The following is a 22,445-nucleotide window of genomic DNA, read 5'->3' as shown; positions in this document are numbered from 1 at the left end:
GATATGGTCGATGTTTATGCTGCTATTTTTAGGGTTTTAACATTGGCTGATTTGATTATTATGGCGGCCAACACACTTCTCCTACAAAGGAATGAACGCGATGAACACACTGATTAAAACCGTTTTCGCAACCCGTGCCGGTTACGGCCTGACTGTCCTGCGTATTTTTGTGGGCATCATTTTCATCGGCCACGGTGGGCAGAAACTCTTCGGCCTGTTTGGCGGTTATGGCTTGGCGGGTACCGCGCAATACATGGAAAGCATTGGTCTGGCGCCAGGCTATCTGATGGCGACGCTGTCCGGCGGTTCCGAGTTTTTCGGCGGCCTGGCACTGGTCATTGGCCTGCTGGCGCGTCCAGCCGCGGCCTTGTTGGCGGTGCTGCTGGTGGTCGCGATTTTCTCTGTGCACATCGGTAATGGTCTGTTCATGGCCAACAATGGTTATGAGTTCGCTCTGGCACTGCTGGGAGGGGCGATCGCCGTGTTGATCGAAGGTGCTGGCAAATTGTCGGTGGACAAGGCCATCGCTGATTGAGCGATCACCGTGACGAACAAGGCCCGCAATGTGCGGGCCTTGTGTTTTTGCGACTTATGCCGCCTTGACAGTTCACAGGCAGCTTCTCTAGGATGCTGCTCATGCGCCGATTTAAACAGCTACTTGCGGGGCGCCAGGTGAGGTTGAACCCTTACCGACTGAAGTCTTCACAGACTTTGAAATACCGCTAAAGCGCTGGTTCGGTGTTGCCTCTCACCGCTGCCCAGCGGGATTTTTGAGGCTGAGATAAAACACCATGAGCTGTCCGCGTCCCCTGATACGACTGTCCCCCTTTACGTCACCTCTGACTCGCCGCAACCCAAGGATTCTGCTGGGAGGCTCGCATCAGCCGACGCTGCTGCGCTATCTCGAAGGCTGGCCAAAACGCAACGGTAAGCCGGCGGCCTTTCTGATCGAGTTCATCGACCATTCTGAATCCCTGTCGCGCTTTGCCAATGACCGTTTTGACCTTGCGGTGGTCCAGGCGCCAAGTGCCGACGAGGCTGAAGACTTCATTAAGCACCTGACGCGTGTTGCCCGGCAGGGGCTGATTACTCGTGGTTGAACATGAGCGTTGGGTGTTTATTTTTTTCCGGCTTTGATGAGGTTGGCATGAGCGCAGTTATAAATAATTTTACTGCGCAGAGACCAGTCTGTATTGATGATGTGAAAGTTCTGGATATAGCTGTTTTCGTCTTTGGATTCGAACCAGTCATCGATTTTTTCACTAAAATCGTCGGGTACATGAAAGGGCAGAACGTATTTGGCGCACTGGATGGATTGTAACCCATAATCCGGCTTTCTCTGGTCGGCGCGGGTGTCCATGAACAGCTTTAACTGCGCAGTGGTATTTAGATTGTCCCCGCTCCAGACTTGATCAACACCCGGCCAGAACATCTCACTTGAGGTGTTTCTGTTGTAAGCGGCCACCACTGTTTTCCATGGATGGTTATTCCACAGCTCTTCGACAGTCAACGCGTGGTGGTAATAGGGAATTAACCGATGGTTGAGCTGCGAGGTCACCAGCGTCTGCAACTCCTCATGAGCAAGTTCGTTAAAGTTTTTGAATTCATGAAAATCCAGAATGATGATCTCTTTCTGGGTGTCGTTGGACTCCAGTATGCCTTGATAGAACTTTTCAAGCATTTCAATAATGTCGACAGCGACGTTTCTGCCTGAGGACGTCAGGTGAAACAGTTGAAATCGGCGTGGGTCGCCTGGGGGGTGGTTTTCATAATACGAAACCCGCAAATCCAAGGCTCTGATGCCCGCCTCGACCTGCTTGGCTGGTGACACATCTTGAGTGTACTCCTGAGGCAGGCTTAAGTTAGGAGACTCTTTATCGCTACCGGAGTCATGAGTTCCCGGAAGAATCAGTTCGTCTACACGTAGCCGTCCCAGGTGGGGGATTCTGTGCATCCAGTTATGTTTTGCGTGGGGAGGTACTGTGTTCATACATGCCATCCTTGACATAAATGTGTGGTCAAAACATCGCCGCACGAATCGTGCTGACACTACGAGTTTGGATTAAAATACCCTGTCGTCAATGTTGAACGTGTTACTGAATACTATAGGTCGGTACGCAAGGCTCACTCATGGGAAGCGCACCCGGAAAGTAGATATGAATATTAGCGCAGGGGCCAGTTAAGCGAGTGGTCAGAAGTATTCGATCGCGACGATGTAACTGGTCTGTTCACCGACGGGCGTTTGAACTCGAACTTCTGTATCCAGCGCTTTACCAATCAGAGCGCGAGCCAGCGGTGAGTCGATACTGATCAGGTTTTGCTTGAGGTCCAATTCGTCGGGGCCAACAATTCGGTAACGAGCTTCTATGCCGTCTTCGTCTTCGACAGTGACCCACGCGCCAAAGTAGACTTTGTTCCGATCGCTGGGGTGTTCGCTGACCACCTTCAAACTTTCGAGACGTTTGGTCAAAAAGCGTACTCGGCTATCGATCTCGCGCAGCATCTTTTTGCCGTAAGTATATTCAGCATTCTCTGAGCGATCCCCTTGAGCCGCGGCTTCACTCACAGACTGCGTGACCTGAGGGCGGCGTACATGCCAGAGTTCGTGCAGTTCGGCGCGCATCCGCGCTTCACCTTCAGGGGTGATCAGCGCGGTGCCGGCGGAGCGAGGAGGGCGGTAACGGCTCATGGTCTGTCGCCTGGCGATTAGGATGCGCCAAGTTTATCAGCCATCACGCAGCACCGTCAGTGGGCTGACATTCAAGGCGCGGCGGGTGCCGAACACCCCGGCGCCGCCTACCAGTAGCGCACCGATGATGGGCAGTAACAGCAGCCAGATGTGGGGGTGCCATTGAAGGTCGAAAGCATAGCGGTACAGCGCAAAGCTCACTAGTTCGCAACCCAGTGCAGCCAGCACACCGCTGGCTGCGCCTAGCAGGCCAAACTCGATGCGTCGCGCCTTGACCAGCAGTGCTCGCTCGGCGCCAAGTGCGCGCAGCAGGGCGCCTTGGCGGATGCGTTCGTCGAGGGTTGCTTGCAGGCCGGAGAACAAAACCGCAAGCCCCGCCGCCAGCACGAACAGCAGCACGTACTCCACCGCGATCGTTACCTGAGCGAGAATGCTCCGAAGTTGCTCCAGCAGCGCTTCGACTTGAAGGATGGTCACCGCTGGAAAGGCGCGAGACAGCTCGACGATCTGTTGGTCGTTCCCGGGTGCCAGGTAGAAGCTGGTCAGGTACGTGGTCGGCAAATCCTTGAGCGTGCCGGGCTGGAAGATCATGAAGAAATTGGGCTGGAAGTTGTCCCAATTCACTTCGCGCAAACTGGTGACCTCAGCTTCTCGGATGACCCCGCCGATGATGAAACTCATGCGGTCACCGAGTTTGAGTTTCAGGCTTGTTGCCAGCTTCGATTCCACGGACACCCCGGGAATTTGCTCGGCAGTGGTCGTTGCGCTGCTGTTGGTATTCGGCCACCAGTTTCCTGCGCTCAGGCGATTGCCCTGCGGCAGTTCGGCAGCCCACGTCAGACTGAGGTCGCGTTCAGTCGCGTTTTCGCCACGCGAGTCCTTGCTCACGATGTTGCGTACGGGCTCGCCATTGATGCTGATCAAGCGTCCAGGCACGACCGGATAAAGCGGCGCGGCATGGGTGGAGAGGTTAGCCATCCGCTCGGTGAAGGTATCTTTGTCAGCCGGGAGGATATTGAGCGCAAAATAATTCGGTGCATCTTTGGGTAACTGGTTTTGCCAGGTGTCGAGCAACTCTCCGCGCAACAGGGCGATCAGCCCCATGGACAACAGAATCAGTCCAAATGCCAGCGATTGCCCGGCGGCTGCCAAAGGATGGCGCAGCAGTTGGCCCAGACCCAGGCGCCACGGTAGCGACGCACCCGCCAGCAGACGACGCAGGCTTTGCAGCGCGAGCAGCAGCAGGCCACCTAAAACGACAGCAGCAATGATTCCTCCGCCAAGCAGGGCAAAGGTCAACACCAGGTCGAGACTCAAGCGCCACATGATCAGGCCGAGCGCTAGCAGCGCGGCACCGTAGACCAGCCACGAACTGGGAGGAATGGGCAGCATGTCGCGGCGCAGGACACGCAGGGGCGGCACGCGGCCTAGCGCGGCCAGGGGTGGCAACGCAAAGCCCGCGAGCGCGACGAGGCCGGTACCGATTCCCGCAACGGCCGGTAGCAGGCCTCCGGGCGGGACGGCGGCAGGTAGCAAATCGTGCAGCAGGGCGAACAGACCCAGTTGTGCGAGCCAGCCCAGCAGCGCGCCGGTGATGCTGGCCAGCAGCCCAAGCATCGCGAGTTGCAGGCTGAATAAAACCAGTGTTTCTCTGCGCGACAGACCCAGGCAGCGCAGCAGGGCGCTGGCATCGAAGCGTCGTGTCGCAAAACGGGCGGCCGACAGGGCCACGGCCACACCGGACAGCAAGACTGCCACCAGGCTGGCCATGTTCAGGTAGCGCTCGGCCTTGCCCAGTGCACCACCAATTTGCCGATTGCCGTCGCGAGCGTCCTGTATGCGTTGATTAGCGGCCAATTCCGGGGTGATCGCCTGACGGTAGGCTTCCAGAGACTCATGACTGCCGCGCCAGAGCTCACGATAGCTGACCCGGCTGCCGGGCTGGACGACGCCTGTCGCTGCAAGGTCCGTCAGATTGATCATCACTCTGGGCGTCAGGCTGTAGAAGTTGCCGGCGCGGTCGGGTTCGTAGGTCAGTACCCGACTCAGACGAAGGGTTTTCGAGCCGACGTCGATGCTGTCGCCAACTTTCAGATTCAGCGCTGCAAACAATCGTGACTCGGCCCAGGCTTCACCCGGATTCGGTCGGCCACCGGATGCCTCTGTTTGATAGGGCGCCTCGGCGCTCTTTAGCTCGCCGCGCAGGGGGTAAGCCGTGTCGACCGCTTTAACGCTCGCCAGTTGAATGCCGCTGTCAGTGGCAATCACGCTGGAGAATTCGACCACCTGTGCGTGGTCCAGCTTTAACTGCTTGCCTGCTTCGATCTGCGTCGGTTGGGCGGGGCTGGTGCCTTCGAGAATCAGGTCCGCACCGAGAAACTCGGTGGCGCGCAACAGCATCGCCCCGTTGAGTCGAGCTCCGAAGTAGCCAATGGCGGTGCTTGCTGCCACGGCAACCAGCAAGGCGAAAAACAACACCCGCAACTCTCCGGCGCGTGCGTCGCGCAGGAGTTGGCGAGTCGCAAGGCTCAACAGACGAAGAAGCGGCAAGCGTGCCATCAAGGCTCCAGAGGGGTGACCAATCGGCCACCTTCAAGACGGATCATGCGCTGGCAGCGATGCGCCAGACGTTCGTCATGGGTGACGAGCACGAGTGTCGTGTGACGCTCTTTGTTCAGCTCGAACAGCAAGTCGCTGATCCGTTCACCGGTGTTGCTGTCGAGGTTGCCTGTGGGTTCATCGGCAAACAGCACGTCGGGATCAGCCGCAAAGGCTCGGGCAATGGCCACCCGTTGTTGCTCACCACCGGAAAGCTGGCGCGGCGAATGCGTCAGGCGTTGGCCCAACCCCACGCGTTCGAGCAAAATCCGGGCGCGCTCGCGGGCGTCCTTGCGGCCTTCGAGCTCCATGGGCAGCATGACGTTTTCCAGCGCATTGAGACTGTCGAGCAGTTGAAATGACTGGAAGACGAATCCGACATGCTCTGCGCGGATGCGCGCACGCTGGTCTTCGTCCAGGTCGCTGAGGTTGCGTCCGGCCAGTGTGACCGCTCCTGCGCTGGGCAAGTCGAGTCCGGCCAGCAGGCCGAGGAGGGTGGATTTGCCCGATCCGGAGGCGCCGACGATGGCCATACTGTCGCCCTTGTTCAGTTCCAGGGAGAGTTCGTGCAGGATGGTCAGGTCACCTTCGGTGCTGGGGACCACTTTGCTAAGGTTCCGAGCACTGAGAATACTTTCGCTCATGGAGAATCCGATGCGTGCGTGGTTTTTAAGTGCTGGCCTGGTTTTGCTGTTGCTGTCTCAAGGAGCTGCGGCGGGCACAGTGCTGATCGTTGGCGATAGTATCAGCGCTGCTTTCGGCCTGGATACCCGGCTGGGCTGGGTATCATTGCTGGAGCAGCGCCTGCAGAAGGAGGGTTTCACCGATAAGGTGGTCAATGCCTCTGTCAGTGGCGACACCAGCGCTGGAGGCCAGGCGCGGCTGCCAGCGCTGCTTGCAGAGCATAGACCGCAGTTGGTAATCCTGGAGTTGGGCGGTAATGACGGCCTGCGCGGACAGCAACCTGCGCAATTGCAACAAAACCTTGCGGGCATGATTCAGCAGTCGCAAAAGGCGGGGGCCAAGGTGCTGCTTTTGGGGATGCGCTTACCGCCCAATTATGGCGCCCGCTATACCCAGGCTTTCGAGGCGGTCTACAGCAATCTGGCAGAGCAGGAAAAAGTCCCGTTGGTGCCGTTTTTCCTCGAGGGTGTGGGCGGTATTCCCGAGTTGATGCAGGCCGATGGTCTGCACCCGGCTGTCGCAGCACAGGGCAAGTTGCTGGAAAACGTCTGGCCGACGCTAAAACCGCTGCTTTGACGCTTTTCTAGCGGCGTACTTTGGGCTAAGGTGGCGCCCCGATTTGGAGCCCCCGATGCCGCGTCCCGCCTGGTCTTTATTTGCCTATCAACTGATCGAGCCTGATGAGCAACTCGACTTGTTCGCGTGCCAGGAAGTGCGGGTGCATCTGGTCGCGCGCCAGCTTGAGTTGGGCGGCTCGATCGACCGCACATTGTGTGGCACGTTGTTGCCAGCCCAGCCGCGCTGGTCGGGTGTCAATTCGGCAAAGCTTCGTGATGAGCGCCTGTGTTCGCTGTGCCGGGCGATTCTCGAGGCTCAAAAACGAGGCACGCGTCCTATTTGGCCAGAGCTTCGATTCAGTCAGTGAATCGTTAGCTACCTCCCGATTTTATGGTCGGCGGTGTACAATTCCGTCACTTTACTTCCCGTCGCTTTTCCCAAGGATTTCCCGGATGTTGTCGCGCATTCCTGCCGTCGCTCGCTGTCTGTCACTTGCTGCGCTCTGTGCGGCAGGCCCCGTCGCTGCATTAGAGTTCCCTCTGCCCCCTCCGGGCGAAGACATTGTCGGTCAGGTTCAGACCGTCACAGCTAAATATGAAGATACCTTCGCTGACTTGGGTACCCGCTATGACTTGGGCTACCTGGAAATGATCGCTGCTAACCCTGGTGTCGATCCGTGGTTGCCCGGGGCTGGGACCCAGGTCGTATTGCCGACGCGTTTCGTGCTGCCGCCTGGTCCGCGTGAAGGCATCGTGATCAACCTGGCCGAGTACCGTCTTTACTATTACCCCAAAGGCTTGAACGTGGTTCATACCTATCCGTTGGGGATTGGTCGTGAAGGTTGGGGTTCGCCTCTCGCGTTGACCAAAGTGACGGCGAAGACCCCGAATCCAACCTGGACGCCGCCCGCTTCGATCAAGGCCGAGCACGCAGCGGATAATGATCCGCTGCCTAGCGTCGTACCGGCCGGTCCTGACAACCCGTTGGGGCCGTTCAAATTCAGTCTCGGCCTACCGGGTTACCTGATCCACGGTTCGAACAAGAAATTCGGTATTGGCATGCGTACCAGTCACGGCTGCTTCCGCATGTACAACAATAACGTGCTGGAGATGGCAGGTATGGTGCCGATCGGTACGCCGGTGCGAATCTTGAACGAACCCTACAAATTCGGCATCAGTGGCGGCAAGGTCTATCTGGAAGCGCATACGCCGCTGGACGACAAGGGCAATCCATCGGTCGTCGACAAGCACACCGCAGTGATCAATGCGTTGCTCAAACGTGAGGATCTGGCCAAAAACCTGCGCATGAACTGGGACGTGGTGCGGGACGTGGTAGCTGCTGAGGATGGCATGCCGGTTGAAATCGCGGTGCCGAGCGGGTCAGTGGTATCGAGCGAACCGCTCAATATGCAGTAATCGCCTGCAAGCGAACCCGTCTGCCGTGCCTTGAACGCCAAGGCTGGGTAGGCGGGTTTTTTATTGCCTGGAGTAAAACCAAGGCAATAAAAAAGCCGATCCAGAACTGGATCGGCTTTTCAATAATCTCGAAAGATTATTACTTACGGCTTGCTTTGTCCAACATACGCAGAGCGCGTTCGTTGGCTTCGTCAGCAGTTTGCTGAGCTTTTTGAGCAGCAGCCAGAGCTTCATCAGCCTTGCGATAGGCTTCATCAGCGCGTGCTTGGGAGCGAGCGGCTGCGTCTTCGGTAGCAGTCAGACGAGCTTCGGTTTCTTTGGAGACGCTGCTGCAACCAGTAGCCAGAATTGCGGCCAGAGCCAAAGCAGAGAATTTCAGAGCGTTGTTCATCGTGTTCACCTTCCAGGACTTTCTAATGAATAGTCATCTCTCGAAAGTGAGAAAATGACCGCGGTACATACTACCCATTGTTTGTAGTAAGTAAACTGAGGAAGCGCAAGAAGCGGGCAAATTTCTTGTGTTTTAAACTGTTCCGAACAACTTCTCGGGGATTTTGTATGAAAATTATCCAATCGCCGGCATCAACTTGGTGGCGTTCGCTCTGAATCGGGCAGGGCTCAAGGACGCCCTTGACCGGGTAAAGAAGAGAATAGACGATTTGCGGGCTAGTATATGGCGCCTCCCCATCGGGCCCATGTTCCGTGTCTGTCATGAGTTTGCTTTTTTGCGCCGGTACAGGGGTGACTTTCTCATCGCGAACTCGTCTCAATCGACAGCCCCCGGCAATGTTCACATCAACTGTCGGAGCGACCGTCGGATTTTTTAGCGCCTCCCCTGCAACAGCTTGAGCAAATACCGAAATGACGCCTACTATTTGCAGGTGCTCGTGTGCAGGAGAATAGCAAAGCTGTTCTCGATGTCGAAAACAGGCACAGGGGTGGCGTAGAGGTTCCTTCGCCGGAAAAACATCGGTAAGGTAGGGGTCTAATTTCAAGACCCGCGAGGAGCAGTGATGAGCGAGGCGTTGTCCATCCACCATGACCATGTTGGCCATCAGTTCGAGACCAATGTGGACGGCCATCGTGCCTATCTGACTTACATGGACCTAGGTAAGCAGACCCTGGATATCTATCGGACGTTTGTGCCCAATGCCCTGCGAGGCCGAGGTATCGCTGCTGCATTGACCGAGCAGGCGCTCGCGTATGCCGACAGCATGGGCTATACCGTGATTCCTTCTTGCTCGTATGTTGAGCGGTACATGGAACGTCACCAGCGACATGCGGCAAAAATCTGATCAGGATGCCGCCACGATAATGAAAAACGCCGAGCATTTGCTCGGCGTTTTTGTCTCGGCAGCAATCAGTCGCGTTGGCGCTTGGGCAGCACATCCTTGAGTTTGGCATGCATGCTGCGCAGGGTTTTCTCAGTGTTTTCCCAGTCGATGCAGGCATCGGTGACGGACACGCCGTATTGCAGCTCTTCGAGGTTTTTAGGGATCGACTGGCTGCCCCAGTTCAAGTTGCTTTCAACCATCAGGCCGATGATTGACTGGTTGCCTTCGAGGATCTGGTTAGCAACGTTTTCCATTACCAGCGGTTGCAGGGCCGGGTCCTTGTTGGAGTTGGCGTGGCTGCAGTCGACCATAATGTTAGGGCGAATACCGGCCTTGTTCAGCGCCTGCTCGCATACGGCGACACTGACCGAGTCGTAGTTAGGCTTGCCATTGCCGCCGCGCAATACCACATGACCGTAGGCGTTGCCTTTGGTGGTGACAATGGACACCCCGCCTTCCTGGTTGATGCCCAGGAAGCGATGGGGGCTGGAGACCGACTGCAGGGCGTTGATGGCAACGGTCAGACCACCGTCAGTGCCATTCTTGAAGCCAACAGCTGAAGACAGGCCGGAAGCCATCTCGCGGTGAGTTTGTGATTCAGTGGTGCGTGCGCCGATGGCCGACCAGCTGATCAAGTCCTGCAAGTACTGCGGGGAGATCGGGTCAAGGGCTTCAGTGGCTGCTGGCAGGCCCATCTCAGCCAGATCAAGCAGCAGCTTGCGACCAATGTGCAGGCCGTCCTGAATCTTGAACGAGTCATCCATATACGGGTCATTGATCAGGCCTTTCCAGCCCACGGTTGTGCGCGGTTTCTCGAAATACACGCGCATCACCAGGTACATGGTGTCCGACACTTCAGCGGCAAGGGCCTTGAGGCGATTGGCGTATTCGTGGGCAGCCTTGATGTCATGGATCGAGCACGGCCCGATCACGACGAACAGGCGGTGATCCTTGCCATCGAGGATGTTGCGGATCACTTCGCGGCCCTTGGTCACCGTACGCAGAGCAGCTTCTGTAAGCGGGAGTTCGCGCTTGAGCTGATCCGGTGTGATCAGGGTTTCATTGGAAGCAACGTTGAGGTCGTCAATCGGTAAATCAGCCATCGTGTTACTCGTCAGGTCACGGGTGCTGGCCGCCAACGATCCCCGTGCGGCGGAGCCCAGCACGATTGAGCACAGCGGGGACCGGAACCTTAGCGCGTTATCCGGTTGTTCGACAATGGGCAAACGCGGCTTTAATCCCGGCGGCATGGCCTGATCGCTATCTTTGGCGGACAGATGTGGTGTCGAAAAAGACCAGGCCGTACGCGATTCAAAGAGGAATTTGCAAGCGGGCCCGTCGGGACGGATAGTGTGCAGCCAGTCTTCAGGAGGTCTTTTGTGAACGAATTGGAACTGACCGACTTCGATGTAGATCAGCGTTTGCTGACGTTGCCGGGCACCTCGCTGGTCATTTTTACCAGCGTCGGGTGTGCCAGTTGTCGCTGGGCCAGGGAAGCGTTGCCCCGCCTCGATCTGCCTGTCGAGCGTGTGTGCTGGATTGACGCCGCTGAAAATGGGGGCGTGGTTCAGCGTTATCAGGTGTTTCATCTGCCAGCGTTGTTTGTGGTGCGTGACGGTGAATTCTATGGGGCTTTACATGCCCGATTGACGTTGTCCGAGCTCAGCGCGGGCTTGAATCGGGTGTTGAGTATTGATGCGGAAGAGTTGCCATGACGGGGAGTTGCCAGGGTGAGTAAAGCGATACGGGTACGGATCGGAATTATAGGCACCGGTGCGATTGGCGGTTTTTACGGTTTGATGCTGTCACGCGCCGGCTTTGATGTGCATTTTCTATTGCGCAGTGAGTTTGCGGCGGTGGCACACAATGGCCTGCATCTGGACAGTGCCGTTCATGGCGCTCTGACCTTGAATCCGGTGCAGGCTTATTCCTCGGCTGCGGATATGCCGCCTTGCGATTGGTTGCTGGTCGGTACTAAAACCACCAGCAATGCGGACCTTGCACCGATCATCACCCAGGCTGCAGCGCCCGGCGCTAAAGTGCTGTTGCTGCAAAATGGTCTGGGCGTCGAGGACGATCTGCAGCCATTGTTGCCAGCGTCGCTGCACCTGTTGGGTGGTTTGTGCTTTGTCTGTGTCCACCGAACTGCGCCGGGGGTTATCACGCATCAGGCGTTGGGTGCGGTAAACCTCGGGTACCACAGCGGTCCGGCAACTGACGCGGCATCTCGGCTGAGCATCACCGAGGAGGGGGCCGAGCTGTTTCGCAAGGCCGGGCTGGAATCCCAGGCGACGCCCAGCCTGGCTCAGGCGCGCTGGCAGAAACTGGTCTGGAATGTCCCGTATAACGGTCTGTCCGTGCTGCTGAGGGCGAGCACCACGCCGTTAATGGGCGACGCGAATAGCCGCGAGTTGATTCAGGCAGTGATGAGCGAAGTGGTGCAGGGGGCTCGGGCATGTGGGCATGCCTTGCCCGAGGGGTACGCCGAACATCTGTTTGCCGTGACAGAAAAAATGCCGGATTACAGGCCAAGCATGTACCTTGATTTTCTGGAAAAACGACCCCTGGAGTTGGAAGCTATCTATGCCAAACCATTGGCGGCAGCGCTGAGCGCCGGGCATGAGATGCCCAGGATTCGCGCGTTGTACCAGGCATTGGCCTTCATCGATACGTGTAACGGCTGACACAGCCAGGCAGGGTGATATATGGCTACAGGTCTAGGTAAAAAATTGGTTCTGGCGATTTCTTCGCGAGCACTATTCGATCTGCGCGAAAGCCATGCGGTGTACGAGACTGAGGGCGTAGGGGCGTATCGCCAATACCAGATCGAGCATGAGGATGAGATCCTCGAACAGGGCGATGCCTACCTGTTGGTGGAGAAACTCCTTAGCCTGAATGCGAGGCTGGAGACGTCGCGGGTTGAAGTCATTCTGGTTTCGCGCAACAGCGCCGATACGGGGCTGCGGGTATTCAACTCGATCCAGCATTATGGCTTGGACATCACGCGTGCTGCTTTCGTCGGAGGGCGTAGCCCTTATCCGTATCTGGCGGCGTTTGGCTGTCATTTGTTTCTCTCGACCCACGCCGAGGATGTGCGCAGCGCTCTGGACGCCGGCTTTGCCGCAGCGACGATTCTGTCTGGCGGCGCACGCCGTGCGGCCAGTGCCGAATTGCGCATTGCGTTTGATGGCGACGCGGTGCTGTTTTCCGACGAGTCCGAGCGAGTCTATCAATCCGACGGGCTGGAAGCGTTTCAGGCCAGTGAGCGTGAGTCAGCGCGCGAGCCGTTACGTGGAGGCCCGTTCAAGCCCTTTCTTGCCGCGCTGAACCTGTTGCAGCGCGAGTTTCCCGAGGACGCTTGCCCGATCCGTACTGCACTGGTTACCGCGCGTTCTGCGCCAGCGCATGAAAGGGTGATTCGTACATTGCGGGAATGGAATATTCGCCTGGACGAGTCGCTGTTTCTGGGCGGTCTGGAAAAATCGGCCTTTCTTGAAGCCTTCGCCGCCGATGTGTTTTTTGACGATCAGCCTGGGCATTGCGAAAAGGCGCGTGATGTCGTCGCGACGGGGCATGTGCCGCACGGCATCAGCAATGAAGTAAAACCGTGAGCCTTTGTTTCCTCGTGAGATAGCGGCCGCCGCAGTCGTCAAGGCGCTGCTAAGCTCAGTCAATCTCCGCCACTATTGGCAATCGAGGAGGTCGTATGATTCGTTCAATGCTGTATGCCACTGACCTCGGTCTTTATGCGCCTTATGTCTTGCAACATGCCTTGGCGCTGGCGCGAACCTTCAATGCCGAGCTGAATGTGATCCATGCGGTGGAGCCCATAGGGTTGTTCGCCGAGTCGGTTTTGCAGAGCTATCTTGATGAGGACACGTTGAAAGAATTGCGCACCCAAGGCTTGAACACCGTCATGGAAACGATTGAACAGCGCGTTCTGAATGGCTTTCGAGACGAGTTAGGCGAAGGTCATCAGGACTTGGCGTTGATTCGCACGGTGCGGGTGATGCAGGGGGATCCTTCCAATGTGATCCTCGAGCAAGCGCAAAAGCTGGCCGTCGATTTGTTGATCGTCGGCAGTCACAGCCATGGCACAGAAGGCGATACGCCACTGGGCCGCACCGCCGCCAGGGTTCTGCAGTTGTCGGAGGTTCCGGTCTACATGGTGCCCATGCATCGCGGGCGCGAATAAGTCTGTGTATCGCTGAAATTGAGCGTGCCATTGCGCTGTAAAAGTGATAAAAAGTTCTAGCTTTATCGGTTCAACCATTAATATAGTTATATACCGTCGCTGATGACCGTGGCGTCTACTGCTTTGAGGGATACATATGAAGCTTCAACAATTGCGCTACATCTGGGAAGTGGCGCACCACGACCTCAACGTTTCCGCGACGGCTCAGAGTCTGTATACCTCACAGCCAGGGATCAGCAAGCAGATTCGCTTGCTGGAAGACGAACTGGGCGTCGAAGTCTTTGCTCGCAGCGGCAAACACTTGACCCGGGTCACGCCGGCCGGTGAAAGAATCATTACTACCGCTGGCGAGATCCTGCGCAAAGTCGAGAGCATCAAGCAGATTGCCCAAGAGTTTTCCAACGAGAAAAAAGGCACGCTGTCGATTGCGACCACTCACACCCAGGCGCGTTATGCCTTGCCGCCGGTGATCAGCAGTTTCATCAAGCAATACCCGGACGTCGCGCTGCACATGCATCAGGGCTCGCCGATGCAGATCGCCGAAATGGCCGCAGATGGCACTGTGGATTTCGCTATCGCGACTGAAGCGCTGGAGTTGTTCGGTGATCTGGTGATGATGCCGTGCTACCGCTGGAACCGATGCGTCGTCGTGCCGCAAGGCCATCCGCTGACCAAGGTGCCAAAGCTGACACTGGAAGTGCTGGCCGAATACCCTATCGTGACCTATGTCTTTGGTTTTACCGGTCGGTCAAAGCTGGACGAAGCGTTCAGCCACCGTGGCCTGACCCCTAAAGTGGTGTTCACTGCCGCCGATGCTGACGTGATAAAAACCTACGTCCGTCTGGGCCTGGGTGTCGGTATCGTGGCGAAAATGGCAGTAGACGCCAAGCTCGATAGTGATCTGGTGGTGCTTGATGCCAGCGAACTGTTCGAAGCTAGCATCACCAAGATCGGTTTCCGTCGCGGTACCTTCCTGCGTGGTTTTATGTGCGACTTCATCGAGAAGTTCGCGCCGCACCTGACTCGCGAAGTGATGGCCAAAGCCATCCAGTGCCATAACAAGCAAGAGCTCGAAGAGTTGTTCGAGGGTGTCGAATTGCCAGTGCACTGATTGCGATCAAGGCGGTGTGCGTGGCACACCGCATCAAACCCTTCGCGAGTAGATTCGCGAAGGTGGTGTCAGCCTTACACTTTGGCGATCAGGTTCCCTGAGTGCAGTCCGCACTCTTTCTGCGTGGACTCTTCCCACCACCAACGGCCTTCGCGCTCATGCTGGTTCGGCAGCACGGGGCGCGTGCAAGGCTCGCAGCCGATGCTGATGAAACCGCGCTCATGCAAGGTGTTGTAAGGCAACTCCAGCATGCGGATATAACCCCAGATCTCTTCGCTGGTCATTTGCGCCAACGGGTTGAATTTGTACAGCGTACGCTCAGGGGTGGAGAAGGCGCTGTCGATTTCCAGGACGGCAACCTCGCTGCGGGTACTCGGGCTCTGGTCCCGGCGTTGACCGGTGGCCCAGGCCTTGACCCCTGCCAGCTTACGGCGCAACGGCTGGATTTTGCGGATACCGCAGCATTCGCTATGGCCATCCTTGTAGAAACTGAACAGACCCTTTTCCTTGACGAACGGTTCGAGCACGCGCTGATCCGGCGAAATCAGCTCGATATCAATTTTGTAATGCTCACGCGTCTGTTCGATGAACCGATAGGTTTCCGGGTGCAGACGCCCCGTGTCCAGGCTGAACACTTTGACGTTCTTGTTCAGCTTCCAGGCCATGTCCACCAGCACCACATCTTCGGCACCGCTGAATGAGATCCACAGTTCATCACCGAAATGCTCGAAAGCCAGTTTCAGGATGTCCTGCGCAGATTTGTTGGCGTAAGTCGCGGCAAGTTCGGCGACGTTGAAGGGTTGGCTCATCAGGCGGCTTCCTAACAGGTATGGCGCTTCGCGCTCGTAATGGTTGCAATAGTAACAAAATCTTTTGGGCAATTGCCGGTTGGCGTAGGTGCTGCGCTGCTGGAAATAATTGATCAGACGACCTAAAGTGCCGCTTCTTTTTTGAAGTCCCCTCTAGGAGTGTTCTGTGGAAATTGCCTGTCTCGACCTGGAAGGCGTGCTGGTCCCGGAGATCTGGATCGCCTTTGCTGAAAAAACCGGTATCGAATCGCTGAGGGCGACCACCCGGGATATTCCCGATTACGACGTACTGATGAAGCAGCGTCTGCGGATTCTCGATGAGCACGGCTTGAAGCTTTCTGATATTCAGGAAGTGATCGCGACCCTCAGCCCGCTGGACGGCGCCATCGAATTCGTCAACTGGCTGCGCGAGCGTTTCCAGGTGGTGATTCTGTCGGACACCTTCTACGAATTTTCTCAGCCACTGATGCGTCAGCTGGGCTTCCCGACTTTGCTCTGCCATCGCCTGATCACCGACGAGACGGACCGTGTCGCCAGCTATCAGCTGCGTCAGAAAGACCCGAAACGTCAGTCGGTTCTGGCGTTCAAGAGTCTGTACTATCGTGTCATCGCGGCCGGTGATTCGTACAACGACACCACCATGCTCGGTGAGGCAGACGCAGGCATTCTGTTCCATGCGCCGGAAAACGTGATCCGCGAATTTCCGCAGTTTCCAGCCGTGCACACCTTCGAGGACCTGAAGAAAGAATTCCTCAAGGCGTCGAACCGTGAATTGAGTCTGTAAGGCTGCACCGGTAGCGCGCTGGTCGCAAAGGCCAGCACGCTACGCTTAAAGAGCCTGCAACGTATCGAGCAGCACTCGCACCTTGGTGATTGACTCTTGGTATTCGGCTTCGCACTCCGAATCGGCGACAATGCCGCCGCCGCCCCAGCACGAAACACGTCCATCCTTGACCAACAGGCTGCGAATGGCGATGGAACTGTCCATCTCTCCACGCACATCCAGATACATCAATGATCCGCAGTACAGCGTCCGACGCGTGGGCTCCAGCTCGTCGATAATCTGCATCGCTCGAATTTTCGGCGCGCCGGTGATCGAACCTCCGGGGAAGCTGCCGGCGATCAGGTCCAGCGAATCCTTATCCGCAGCCAGTTCTCCCGTCACGCTGCTCACCAAGTGATGCACGTTCGGGTAACTTTCCAGGCTGAACAGTTCCGGGACTGTCACCGAGCCAGTCTTGCAACTGCGGCCCAGATCATTTCGCAGCAAATCGACGATCATCAGGTTTTCGGCACGGTCCTTCGGGCTGTTCAGCAACTCGGCGGCATAGGCGGCGTCTTGCGCCATGTCCTTGCTACGCGGGCGGGTACCTTTGATCGGGCGGGTTTCCACTTTACGGTTACTGACTTGCACAAAACGTTCCGGAGACAGGCTCAGCAGGGCGTTGTTGTCAGGCAAGGTCATGAAGCCGGAAAAGGGCGTCGGACAGGCCCTGCGCAAGGCGCAGTAAGCCGCCCAGGGGTCGCCTTGGCAATCGGCCTGGAAGCGTTGGGCAAAATTGACTTGATAACAGTCGCCGGACTGGATGTAGGCCTGAATGCGCATAAACGCGCTGCGGTAATCACGTTCAGTCAGGTCGGCCTTGAAGGCACCGATCAGTTTGAAGGTCGCCGAGTCAGCGGCAGGCACGTGTAAAAACAGCGTGAGCAAGCGCTGCCGTTCGCTTTCGGGCAATGCAGGGTGGAACACCAATTGACTGGTGCCTTGCTGGTGATCGCTGATCATCGCCCACGCATAAACACCGAGGCGCGCATCAGGCAGTTGCAGATCATCAATGGCGTGGGCGGGCAGAGGCTCCAGACGCCGACCAAAATCGTAACTGAGGTAGCCGATCAACCCACCTGCAAATGGCAGTGGACAGTCTTCGGGCAGTTGCGCAGTGCCTAGCTGCTCGAGACTTTGACGCAGGCGTTGGAGGAAGCCGCTGCCGGTTTCCTCCGGCTGCACCAGCAACTGCTCTACAGGCCATGCGCTGAGCAGATCGAACCGCCCGCGGTCGGCGATCGGCCTGCCGCTGTCAAGCAGCACGGCCCCCGGAGCATGGCGAACTCTCGAGAAATACTCGGCGGGGTTGGCGCGGTACGGCAGCGGGTACACGGAACAGGTCAGCATTCGCAGAAAATCGGTCATCGGTGTGAGGGCGGGGATTGTAATCCTCTACAGAGCGGTGTCCTAGGGGCATCTCGCAGAGGGTTCGGCGCCAAAATGAAACAGACGTGCCGCATCGGCGAAACTATTGCCGTTAAGCCGTCACGTCTAACCGCAGGTTTCGACGTCGTATGGGCGCTGCAGGACCTTACCGTTCAGCGGAATTCACTCGGAAAGACGGCCTACCTGTCATTTCTGACAGTATCCAGCGGATGTAATCGGCGTTCTAATTTCGATCAGGTCTTGACCGACCTGGCAGCGCGGTATGTTTGCAGTTGCCTCCTTTCTACCGCGTTGCATCGAACAGCCATGGGCTCAGGTATGGCTGAAATGGACTTGCAGGGAGCATTCAACATGGCACTTTCGAAAAAAAAACTAAACGCAGAAGAGGCACGCCGAAATTATTGGCAGAGCCGGGCTGAAACCAGGGCTGATCTTAAGGTGCCTGAAGTAAGTGGAATCATAGATGCCACGGACGGTACGTTGGATTCGACCGTGCTTGGAGACGATCTGGCGGTAAAAATCCCGGCATGGATGGTTTTGCCGGAGTACCCTGAAGACGTCGACAATGTCACCTTGCAGTGGGCTTATGTAAACCCCGATGACACTCTAGAACCCTATGTTGACGTCGACACAGCATCTTTTCCGGGACCACTGACGTCAGCCGATTTCCCACAGGAGATGTCAATTCCGAAGCGACATCTGGCAGATGGCCGTTATCAGCTCCGCTATAAACTCGAGTCTTGGATTGGCGGCGCTCCCAACTTATCGGTTGTGCTCCCCTTGATCTGCGACAAGACAGCCCCTTATGGCGACGACGAGCCTCCTTCTTTGGTATTGCCGGAGGACACCATTACCGACGGGTATCTGGAGGACAACGGCGATCAGGTCATCGGCACCGTGCCCGGCTATCCAGACTGGCAAGACGGGGACACCGTTTCATTCTGGTGGGAAAAGTCACCTCTGCCCAGCAATCCCGATTTGTCACCTGTTGCTACCATTCGCGTGGTCGGGCCGGCAAATACCGACCAAGAGGTCATTTTTCCAGCGGACTATATCAAGGAAAAGGGTGATGGCGCTGTAGTCGCCTTTTATTCGTTGCACGATAAGGCTGGCAACCGGAGCCGTTATCCAAAGACACTCACCCCCACGAGCGTTGCGCTCGGCCCTATACCGCTCGACCTGCAAGATCCGGTAGTGCCCTTTGCAGACGACGATGGCCTGATTGATCTCAATGATGCGATCGCGAATGTGAGGGTGCAGATACCTGCGTTTACCGGCTTCCATGTGGGTGGAGACGACCAGATTGAACTCACGTGGGGAACGACAGAGGTAGCGCTTTATCCGGTCGGAGCTTCTCCTGTATTCCCTTTGGAGATCTCAGTACCTGCACAAATACTCCGGGCTGAATATGGTTCAGCCAGCGGCGCGTTAACCACGAATGTCAGCTATCGAGTAATGCGCGGCACTCAGCCCAGTGCGCAAACACCAGAGACGACAGTCGGCGTCGATTTTTCAGTGACAGGCCCGGCAAGGCCTAACCCTGATCCTGATTGGCCAAATCCGGTTAACACAGACCTTCCCGTGGCCGTCGTTAGAGGCAGAGTGTCAAATACCCCCGGCCAACTGACAGTGGCCGACAAAGATCAACCTGCTGACCTCGAATTTGTTTTGTATGGCCCTTTGAACGAGGGCGAATACATTGAATTTTATTGGGATGGAGAGCTGATCGGCGAGGCGACCTATACCATTGTTTCTGGCGATTCCCCGGCCGAGTTTAGGAAAGTTACCATTCCATGGTCATACATCCTCCGCGCCGGCAATAAACCTGTGTCGGTGCATTACCGCATCGGCAGTCCGGATTCCACCAATGAACAACAGTCGAAAACGACCGTTGTCGATGTCACTGCCGTCGTTATCACTCCGGACGCGCCCACGTACCCGGATCGTAATCCTGGCAACGGTTATCTCAATTGCAGCTCATTGAATGGGCCAGATCATGCCATACGGGTACAAGTCCCCGACCTGTCTGTCCATTTGAAGGCGGGTGATAAGGTGACCCTGATTTGGGAACCGTATTCGAAGCGAACCGGAGGAGTGTTGATTACTGACGCGGTTAAAACAGAAGAGATCGAACTCACCGCGGAGACTGTCAAAGGTTTTATCTGGAGGGTTCAGCCCTACAGTGACCATATTGCACCCATCTATCTTGTCGGTGGTTCAGCGGGTCTTGGTCGGACAAGGTATGAGTTCAAACTGAACGGGGTAGACGTCGTCTCGGAAACAGAACAAGCGGTTGTTGGCATGTTTGATGGAAGCGGTGTCTGCGAACTTTCTTGAAGCGTTTCCGGTGTGGTGTTGGGACTGATACGGCGCAATAAAGCGGCGGCAGAATATTCCTACTTAAATGTAGGAATATTCCTACATTTATTAGGGACATTAAAATGTAGGCTCTCCGCCGCTGCAGTTCGACCTGGGTAATTTTTATCGGGCTGGACTTTTTCGACGTCAATCATCAACTCCAAGGATGATCAAGAATGCCACGATCCATTCAATATACTTACGCACCGCTGGCGCGCGCGCTGAAGATGATGTCTATTGCGCCGTTTATGGTGATGAGTTCACAGGGGCTGGCGACACCGATTACCGGCGATAGAACCATCGACAGCTCTTACGCCGTTGACAGTTATGAGGTGAGTGCAGGTGCCATCCTGACCGCCAACGGCGCGAACACCTACGCTATCAGTGCGTTGGATTCGACCATTTATCTCAATCACTCTGTTGTCACGGCAACCGGTGCCTTTGGCGTAACGCTGACCGGGAGTAAGGCCACTATTGTCGGCGGCAGCGTCAGCGGTACCGGTACGGGGTTACGTTTAAATTCCGGTGGTTTGAAAGCCGCTTCGGCAGACGTGAGCGGTAGCAATATCATGGGGGGCGTATCGGGTGCGTTGATCGGTGAAGGCAACTCTCTGACGTTGCATGACACTCAGGTCACAGGCACCAATGAAATCAGTACGGGCATACAAGTGTTTGGCGCTACGCTCAAGGCCACATCGAGTACGATTATTGGCGGCACCAACGGTATGAGCTTGCGCTCTGTCTCCGCGAGCACCCCTGCCAGCACGGTGACGCTGGACGACACCAAGGTCGTGGGCCAGAACGGCTCGGCCATTGTTGTACGGGGTGATGCCGCAGGGCTCGGAGCAGTCGCGAATATCACGGTGGGCAACGGTTCGAGCCTGACAGGTAGTAATGGCGTCATGCTGGATGTGCAACGCGGTGGCGTAGCAAAGATGGCCGTTAACAACAGCGCGCTGACCGGTAATATCCAGCTAACCGGCAACAGCACGGCCAAGGTCACTCTTGACCAAAGCACTATGCTGGGTGACGTGACCGCCGAGGCTGGCAGCACGGCGAATGTTGTGCTCAATAATCAGTCGGTCTTGACCGGACGGCTGGAGAGCGTGGCCAGCCTGAGCGTAAACAGTAACGCCCAATGGGTAATGATTGGTGATGGCTCGGTAGCCGACGTGTCGATGAATGGTGGTTCGATCAAATTTGGCGATCCGACGGCTTTTCACACCCTGTCAGTGGGCACCTTGTCTGGCAGCGGTACGTTTGTGATGGATGCCAATTTTGCCACGGGTCAGGCTGATTTTTTGAACGTTACCGGCACCGCGTCGGGCAACCATAACCTGCTGATCGGCAGCAGCGGCAATGACCCGCTGACCGACAACAGGCTTCATGTAGTGCATATCGCCGGTGGCGATGCCCAGTTTTCATTGCTCAACGGCCCGGTCGATCTGGGCACATTTTCCTACGGGCTGACACAGCGTGGCGATGATTGGTACCTCAATACGCAAACTCGGGCTATCAGCCCCGGCGCGCGTTCGGTGTTGGCATTGTTCAATGCCGCACCCACCGTCTGGTACGGCGAACTCAGCACACTGCGCAGCCGCATGGGCGAAGTGCGCATGGATGCTGGCAAGACGGGCGGCTGGATACGTGCCTACGGTAATAAATACAATGTATCTGCGGTTTCCGGAACAGGTTATCAGCAGACTCAGCAGGGGATTTCCTTCGGTGCAGATGCACCGTTGCCGGTGGGTGACGGCCAGTGGCTGGCGGGTTTGATGGGCGGATACAGCAAGTCCGATCTGGATTTACAGCGCGGCACATCCGGTACGGTCGACAGTTATTATGTGGGTACCTACACCACTTGGCTCGATGAACAGAGCGGTTATTACTTCGATGGCGTACTCAAGTTCAACCGTTTCCAAAATGAGTCCAGCGTGGCGTTGAGCGATGGTCATCGTGCAAAGGGCGATTACGATAATAATGGCGTGGGTGCATCGCTGGAGTTCGGTCGGCATATCACGCTTGATAACGACTACTTCATCGAACCTTATACCCAATTGTCCGGGGTGATCATTCAAGGCAAGGATTACAACCTCGACAATGGTTTGTCCGGGCAAGGTGACCGCACGGGCTCCCTGCTGGGTAAGTTGGGCTCCACCGCTGGGCGTAACTTCAACATGGGGAACGGTCAGGTGATCCAGCCCTATGTGCGTATCGCCTACGTTCATGAGTTTGCCGACACTAACAAAGTGCACGTCAATGACAATGTTTTCAATAATGACCTGTCTGGCTCGCGAGGTGAGTTGGGCACGGGTATTGCCGTGTCGTTGGCCGACCGGTTGCAAGTGCATGCCGATTTTGATTACAGCAATGGCGACAACATTGAACAGCCTTGGGGTGCCAACGTCGGGGTTCGTTATAGCTGGTAACTGACTGCGTCATGGAGGGCCATGACGGCCTTCTGTTTATTCAAGGAGAGCAG

The 22,445-nt window shown here is 56.5% G+C and carries 22 protein-coding genes; 14 read left to right on the top strand and 8 right to left on the bottom strand.

Features of this window, described 5'->3' with window-relative positions:
- Positions 1-100 precede the first annotated feature (100 nt).
- Together AC1MEA_RS23270 and AC1MEA_RS23265 are read left to right on the top strand one after the other, a co-directional pair.
- Positions 101-535, top strand: coding sequence for a DoxX family protein (locus AC1MEA_RS23270; protein WP_219060282.1), 435 nt, complete (start codon positions 101-103; stop codon positions 533-535).
- A gap of 256 nt (positions 536-791) precedes the next feature.
- Positions 792-1,100 (top strand): class I SAM-dependent methyltransferase, encoded by a 309-nt coding sequence (locus AC1MEA_RS23265; RefSeq protein WP_219060279.1) that lies wholly within the window; start codon positions 792-794, stop codon positions 1,098-1,100.
- 17 nt (positions 1,101-1,117) lie between these two features.
- Here the strand turns inward: AC1MEA_RS23265 and AC1MEA_RS23260 are convergent, their stop codons facing one another.
- The 4 genes from AC1MEA_RS23260 to AC1MEA_RS23245 form a co-directional block, all read right to left on the bottom strand.
- Complete coding sequence (locus tag AC1MEA_RS23260; protein WP_219060278.1) at positions 1,118-1,990, bottom strand: PI-PLC domain-containing protein; 873 nt, start codon at positions 1,988-1,990, stop codon at positions 1,118-1,120.
- Positions 1,991-2,191: 201 nt separating this feature from the next.
- Entirely contained in the window at positions 2,192-2,689 is a 498-nt protein-coding gene (gene greB, locus AC1MEA_RS23255) for a transcription elongation factor GreB (RefSeq protein ID WP_219060276.1), read from the bottom strand.
- Positions 2,690-2,725: 36 nt separating this feature from the next.
- The gene (locus AC1MEA_RS23250) at positions 2,726-5,248 is read right to left on the bottom strand and encodes an ABC transporter permease (RefSeq protein ID WP_219060274.1); all 2,523 of its coding nucleotides are present in this window, start codon (positions 5,246-5,248) and stop codon (positions 2,726-2,728) included.
- The gene (locus tag AC1MEA_RS23245) at positions 5,248-5,931 is read right to left on the bottom strand and encodes an ABC transporter ATP-binding protein (RefSeq protein WP_480417534.1); all 684 of its coding nucleotides are present in this window, start codon (positions 5,929-5,931) and stop codon (positions 5,248-5,250) included. Before AC1MEA_RS23245 ends, AC1MEA_RS23250 begins: the two co-directional genes overlap by 1 nt.
- A gap of 10 nt (positions 5,932-5,941) precedes the next feature.
- Here AC1MEA_RS23245 and AC1MEA_RS23240 point away from each other — a divergent pair, with 10 nt between their 5' ends.
- From AC1MEA_RS23240 to AC1MEA_RS23230, 3 genes are all read left to right on the top strand, one after another.
- Positions 5,942-6,547 (top strand): arylesterase, encoded by a 606-nt coding sequence (locus AC1MEA_RS23240; protein ID WP_219060270.1) that lies wholly within the window; start codon positions 5,942-5,944, stop codon positions 6,545-6,547.
- A gap of 55 nt (positions 6,548-6,602) precedes the next feature.
- Positions 6,603-6,896, top strand: a complete 294-nt coding sequence (locus AC1MEA_RS23235; protein WP_219060268.1) for a hypothetical protein — start codon at positions 6,603-6,605, stop codon at positions 6,894-6,896.
- An 85-nt stretch (positions 6,897-6,981) separates the two neighbouring features.
- A complete protein-coding gene (locus AC1MEA_RS23230) occupies positions 6,982-7,944 on the top strand; it encodes a L,D-transpeptidase family protein (protein ID WP_480417533.1) in 963 nt (320 codons plus the stop codon).
- Between the two features lie 139 nt (positions 7,945-8,083).
- Here AC1MEA_RS23230 and AC1MEA_RS23225 read toward each other — a convergent pair whose 3' ends face one another.
- Positions 8,084-8,335, bottom strand: coding sequence for an Lpp/OprI family alanine-zipper lipoprotein (locus AC1MEA_RS23225; RefSeq protein ID WP_219060265.1), 252 nt, complete (start codon positions 8,333-8,335; stop codon positions 8,084-8,086).
- A 622-nt stretch (positions 8,336-8,957) separates the two neighbouring features.
- On the opposite strand from AC1MEA_RS23225, the gene AC1MEA_RS23220 reads away from it, so the two are divergent.
- The gene (locus tag AC1MEA_RS23220) at positions 8,958-9,239 is read left to right on the top strand and encodes a GNAT family N-acetyltransferase (protein WP_219060263.1); all 282 of its coding nucleotides are present in this window, start codon (positions 8,958-8,960) and stop codon (positions 9,237-9,239) included.
- A 65-nt stretch (positions 9,240-9,304) separates the two neighbouring features.
- On the opposite strand, the gene AC1MEA_RS23215 is transcribed toward AC1MEA_RS23220, so the two are convergent.
- Entirely contained in the window at positions 9,305-10,381 is a 1,077-nt protein-coding gene (locus tag AC1MEA_RS23215; RefSeq protein WP_219060261.1) for a 3-deoxy-7-phosphoheptulonate synthase, read from the bottom strand.
- Between the two features lie 276 nt (positions 10,382-10,657).
- Between AC1MEA_RS23215 and AC1MEA_RS23210 the strand changes: the two genes are divergently transcribed.
- From AC1MEA_RS23210 to cysB, 5 genes are all read left to right on the top strand, one after another.
- Positions 10,658-10,993 carry a thioredoxin family protein gene (locus AC1MEA_RS23210; RefSeq protein ID WP_480417532.1) on the top strand — a complete coding sequence of 112 codons (336 nt, stop codon included), beginning with the start codon at positions 10,658-10,660 and terminating at the stop codon, positions 10,991-10,993.
- A gap of 15 nt (positions 10,994-11,008) precedes the next feature.
- Positions 11,009-11,962 carry a putative 2-dehydropantoate 2-reductase gene (locus AC1MEA_RS23205; protein ID WP_480417531.1) on the top strand — a complete coding sequence of 318 codons (954 nt, stop codon included), beginning with the start codon at positions 11,009-11,011 and terminating at the stop codon, positions 11,960-11,962.
- 21 nt (positions 11,963-11,983) lie between these two features.
- The gene (locus tag AC1MEA_RS23200; RefSeq protein ID WP_219060255.1) at positions 11,984-12,889 is read left to right on the top strand and encodes a 5'-nucleotidase; all 906 of its coding nucleotides are present in this window, start codon (positions 11,984-11,986) and stop codon (positions 12,887-12,889) included.
- A gap of 95 nt (positions 12,890-12,984) precedes the next feature.
- Positions 12,985-13,473 (top strand): universal stress protein, encoded by a 489-nt coding sequence (locus AC1MEA_RS23195; protein WP_480417530.1) that lies wholly within the window; start codon positions 12,985-12,987, stop codon positions 13,471-13,473.
- Positions 13,474-13,609: 136 nt separating this feature from the next.
- The gene (gene cysB / locus AC1MEA_RS23190) at positions 13,610-14,584 is read left to right on the top strand and encodes an HTH-type transcriptional regulator CysB (protein WP_219060251.1); all 975 of its coding nucleotides are present in this window, start codon (positions 13,610-13,612) and stop codon (positions 14,582-14,584) included.
- 74 nt (positions 14,585-14,658) lie between these two features.
- Here cysB and AC1MEA_RS23185 read toward each other — a convergent pair whose 3' ends face one another.
- Positions 14,659-15,393, bottom strand: a complete 735-nt coding sequence (locus AC1MEA_RS23185; RefSeq protein ID WP_480417529.1) for a phosphoadenylyl-sulfate reductase — start codon at positions 15,391-15,393, stop codon at positions 14,659-14,661.
- A gap of 166 nt (positions 15,394-15,559) precedes the next feature.
- Here AC1MEA_RS23185 and thrH point away from each other — a divergent pair, with 166 nt between their 5' ends.
- A complete protein-coding gene (gene thrH, locus AC1MEA_RS23180) occupies positions 15,560-16,177 on the top strand; it encodes a bifunctional phosphoserine phosphatase/homoserine phosphotransferase ThrH (RefSeq protein WP_219060247.1) in 618 nt (205 codons plus the stop codon).
- A gap of 45 nt (positions 16,178-16,222) precedes the next feature.
- Here the strand turns inward: thrH and pabB are convergent, their stop codons facing one another.
- Positions 16,223-17,566 (bottom strand): aminodeoxychorismate synthase component I, encoded by a 1,344-nt coding sequence (pabB, locus tag AC1MEA_RS23175; RefSeq protein WP_480918206.1) that lies wholly within the window; start codon positions 17,564-17,566, stop codon positions 16,223-16,225.
- A gap of 357 nt (positions 17,567-17,923) precedes the next feature.
- Here pabB and AC1MEA_RS23170 point away from each other — a divergent pair, with 357 nt between their 5' ends.
- A complete protein-coding gene (locus AC1MEA_RS23170; RefSeq protein WP_480417528.1) occupies positions 17,924-19,942 on the top strand; it encodes a hypothetical protein in 2,019 nt (672 codons plus the stop codon).
- 197 nt (positions 19,943-20,139) lie between these two features.
- Positions 20,140-22,392, top strand: a complete 2,253-nt coding sequence (locus AC1MEA_RS23165) for an autotransporter outer membrane beta-barrel domain-containing protein (RefSeq protein WP_480417527.1) — start codon at positions 20,140-20,142, stop codon at positions 22,390-22,392.
- Positions 22,393-22,445 lie beyond the last annotated feature (53 nt).

The organism is Pseudomonas sp. ASL8 (genome assembly GCF_056680355.1).
The sequence above is the reverse complement of the archived record's forward strand: the minus strand, read 5'-3'. Positions and strand labels throughout refer to the sequence as shown.

Coding starts and splice junctions, on each gene's coding strand:
- AC1MEA_RS23270 (WP_219060282.1), top strand. CDS start 101: ATGAACACACTGATTAAAACCGTTTTCGCAACCCGTGCCGGTTACGGC.
- AC1MEA_RS23265 (WP_219060279.1), top strand. CDS start 792: ATGAGCTGTCCGCGTCCCCTGATACGACTGTCCCCCTTTACGTCACCT.
- AC1MEA_RS23260 (WP_219060278.1), bottom strand. CDS start 1,990: ATGAACACAGTACCTCCCCACGCAAAACATAACTGGATGCACAGAATC.
- greB (WP_219060276.1), bottom strand. CDS start 2,689: ATGAGCCGTTACCGCCCTCCTCGCTCCGCCGGCACCGCGCTGATCACC.
- AC1MEA_RS23250 (WP_219060274.1), bottom strand. CDS start 5,248: ATGGCACGCTTGCCGCTTCTTCGTCTGTTGAGCCTTGCGACTCGCCAA.
- AC1MEA_RS23245 (WP_480417534.1), bottom strand. CDS start 5,931: ATGAGCGAAAGTATTCTCAGTGCTCGGAACCTTAGCAAAGTGGTCCCC.
- AC1MEA_RS23240 (WP_219060270.1), top strand. CDS start 5,942: ATGCGTGCGTGGTTTTTAAGTGCTGGCCTGGTTTTGCTGTTGCTGTCT.
- AC1MEA_RS23235 (WP_219060268.1), top strand. CDS start 6,603: ATGCCGCGTCCCGCCTGGTCTTTATTTGCCTATCAACTGATCGAGCCT.
- AC1MEA_RS23230 (WP_480417533.1), top strand. CDS start 6,982: ATGTTGTCGCGCATTCCTGCCGTCGCTCGCTGTCTGTCACTTGCTGCG.
- AC1MEA_RS23225 (WP_219060265.1), bottom strand. CDS start 8,335: ATGAACAACGCTCTGAAATTCTCTGCTTTGGCTCTGGCCGCAATTCTG.
- AC1MEA_RS23220 (WP_219060263.1), top strand. CDS start 8,958: ATGAGCGAGGCGTTGTCCATCCACCATGACCATGTTGGCCATCAGTTC.
- AC1MEA_RS23215 (WP_219060261.1), bottom strand. CDS start 10,381: ATGGCTGATTTACCGATTGACGACCTCAACGTTGCTTCCAATGAAACC.
- AC1MEA_RS23200 (WP_219060255.1), top strand. CDS start 11,984: ATGGCTACAGGTCTAGGTAAAAAATTGGTTCTGGCGATTTCTTCGCGA.
- AC1MEA_RS23195 (WP_480417530.1), top strand. CDS start 12,985: ATGATTCGTTCAATGCTGTATGCCACTGACCTCGGTCTTTATGCGCCT.
- cysB (WP_219060251.1), top strand. CDS start 13,610: ATGAAGCTTCAACAATTGCGCTACATCTGGGAAGTGGCGCACCACGAC.
- AC1MEA_RS23185 (WP_480417529.1), bottom strand. CDS start 15,393: ATGAGCCAACCCTTCAACGTCGCCGAACTTGCCGCGACTTACGCCAAC.
- pabB (WP_480918206.1), bottom strand. CDS start 17,566: ATGCTGACCTGTTCCGTGTACCCGCTGCCGTACCGCGCCAACCCCGCC.
- AC1MEA_RS23170 (WP_480417528.1), top strand. CDS start 17,924: ATGGCTGAAATGGACTTGCAGGGAGCATTCAACATGGCACTTTCGAAA.
- AC1MEA_RS23165 (WP_480417527.1), top strand. CDS start 20,140: ATGCCACGATCCATTCAATATACTTACGCACCGCTGGCGCGCGCGCTG.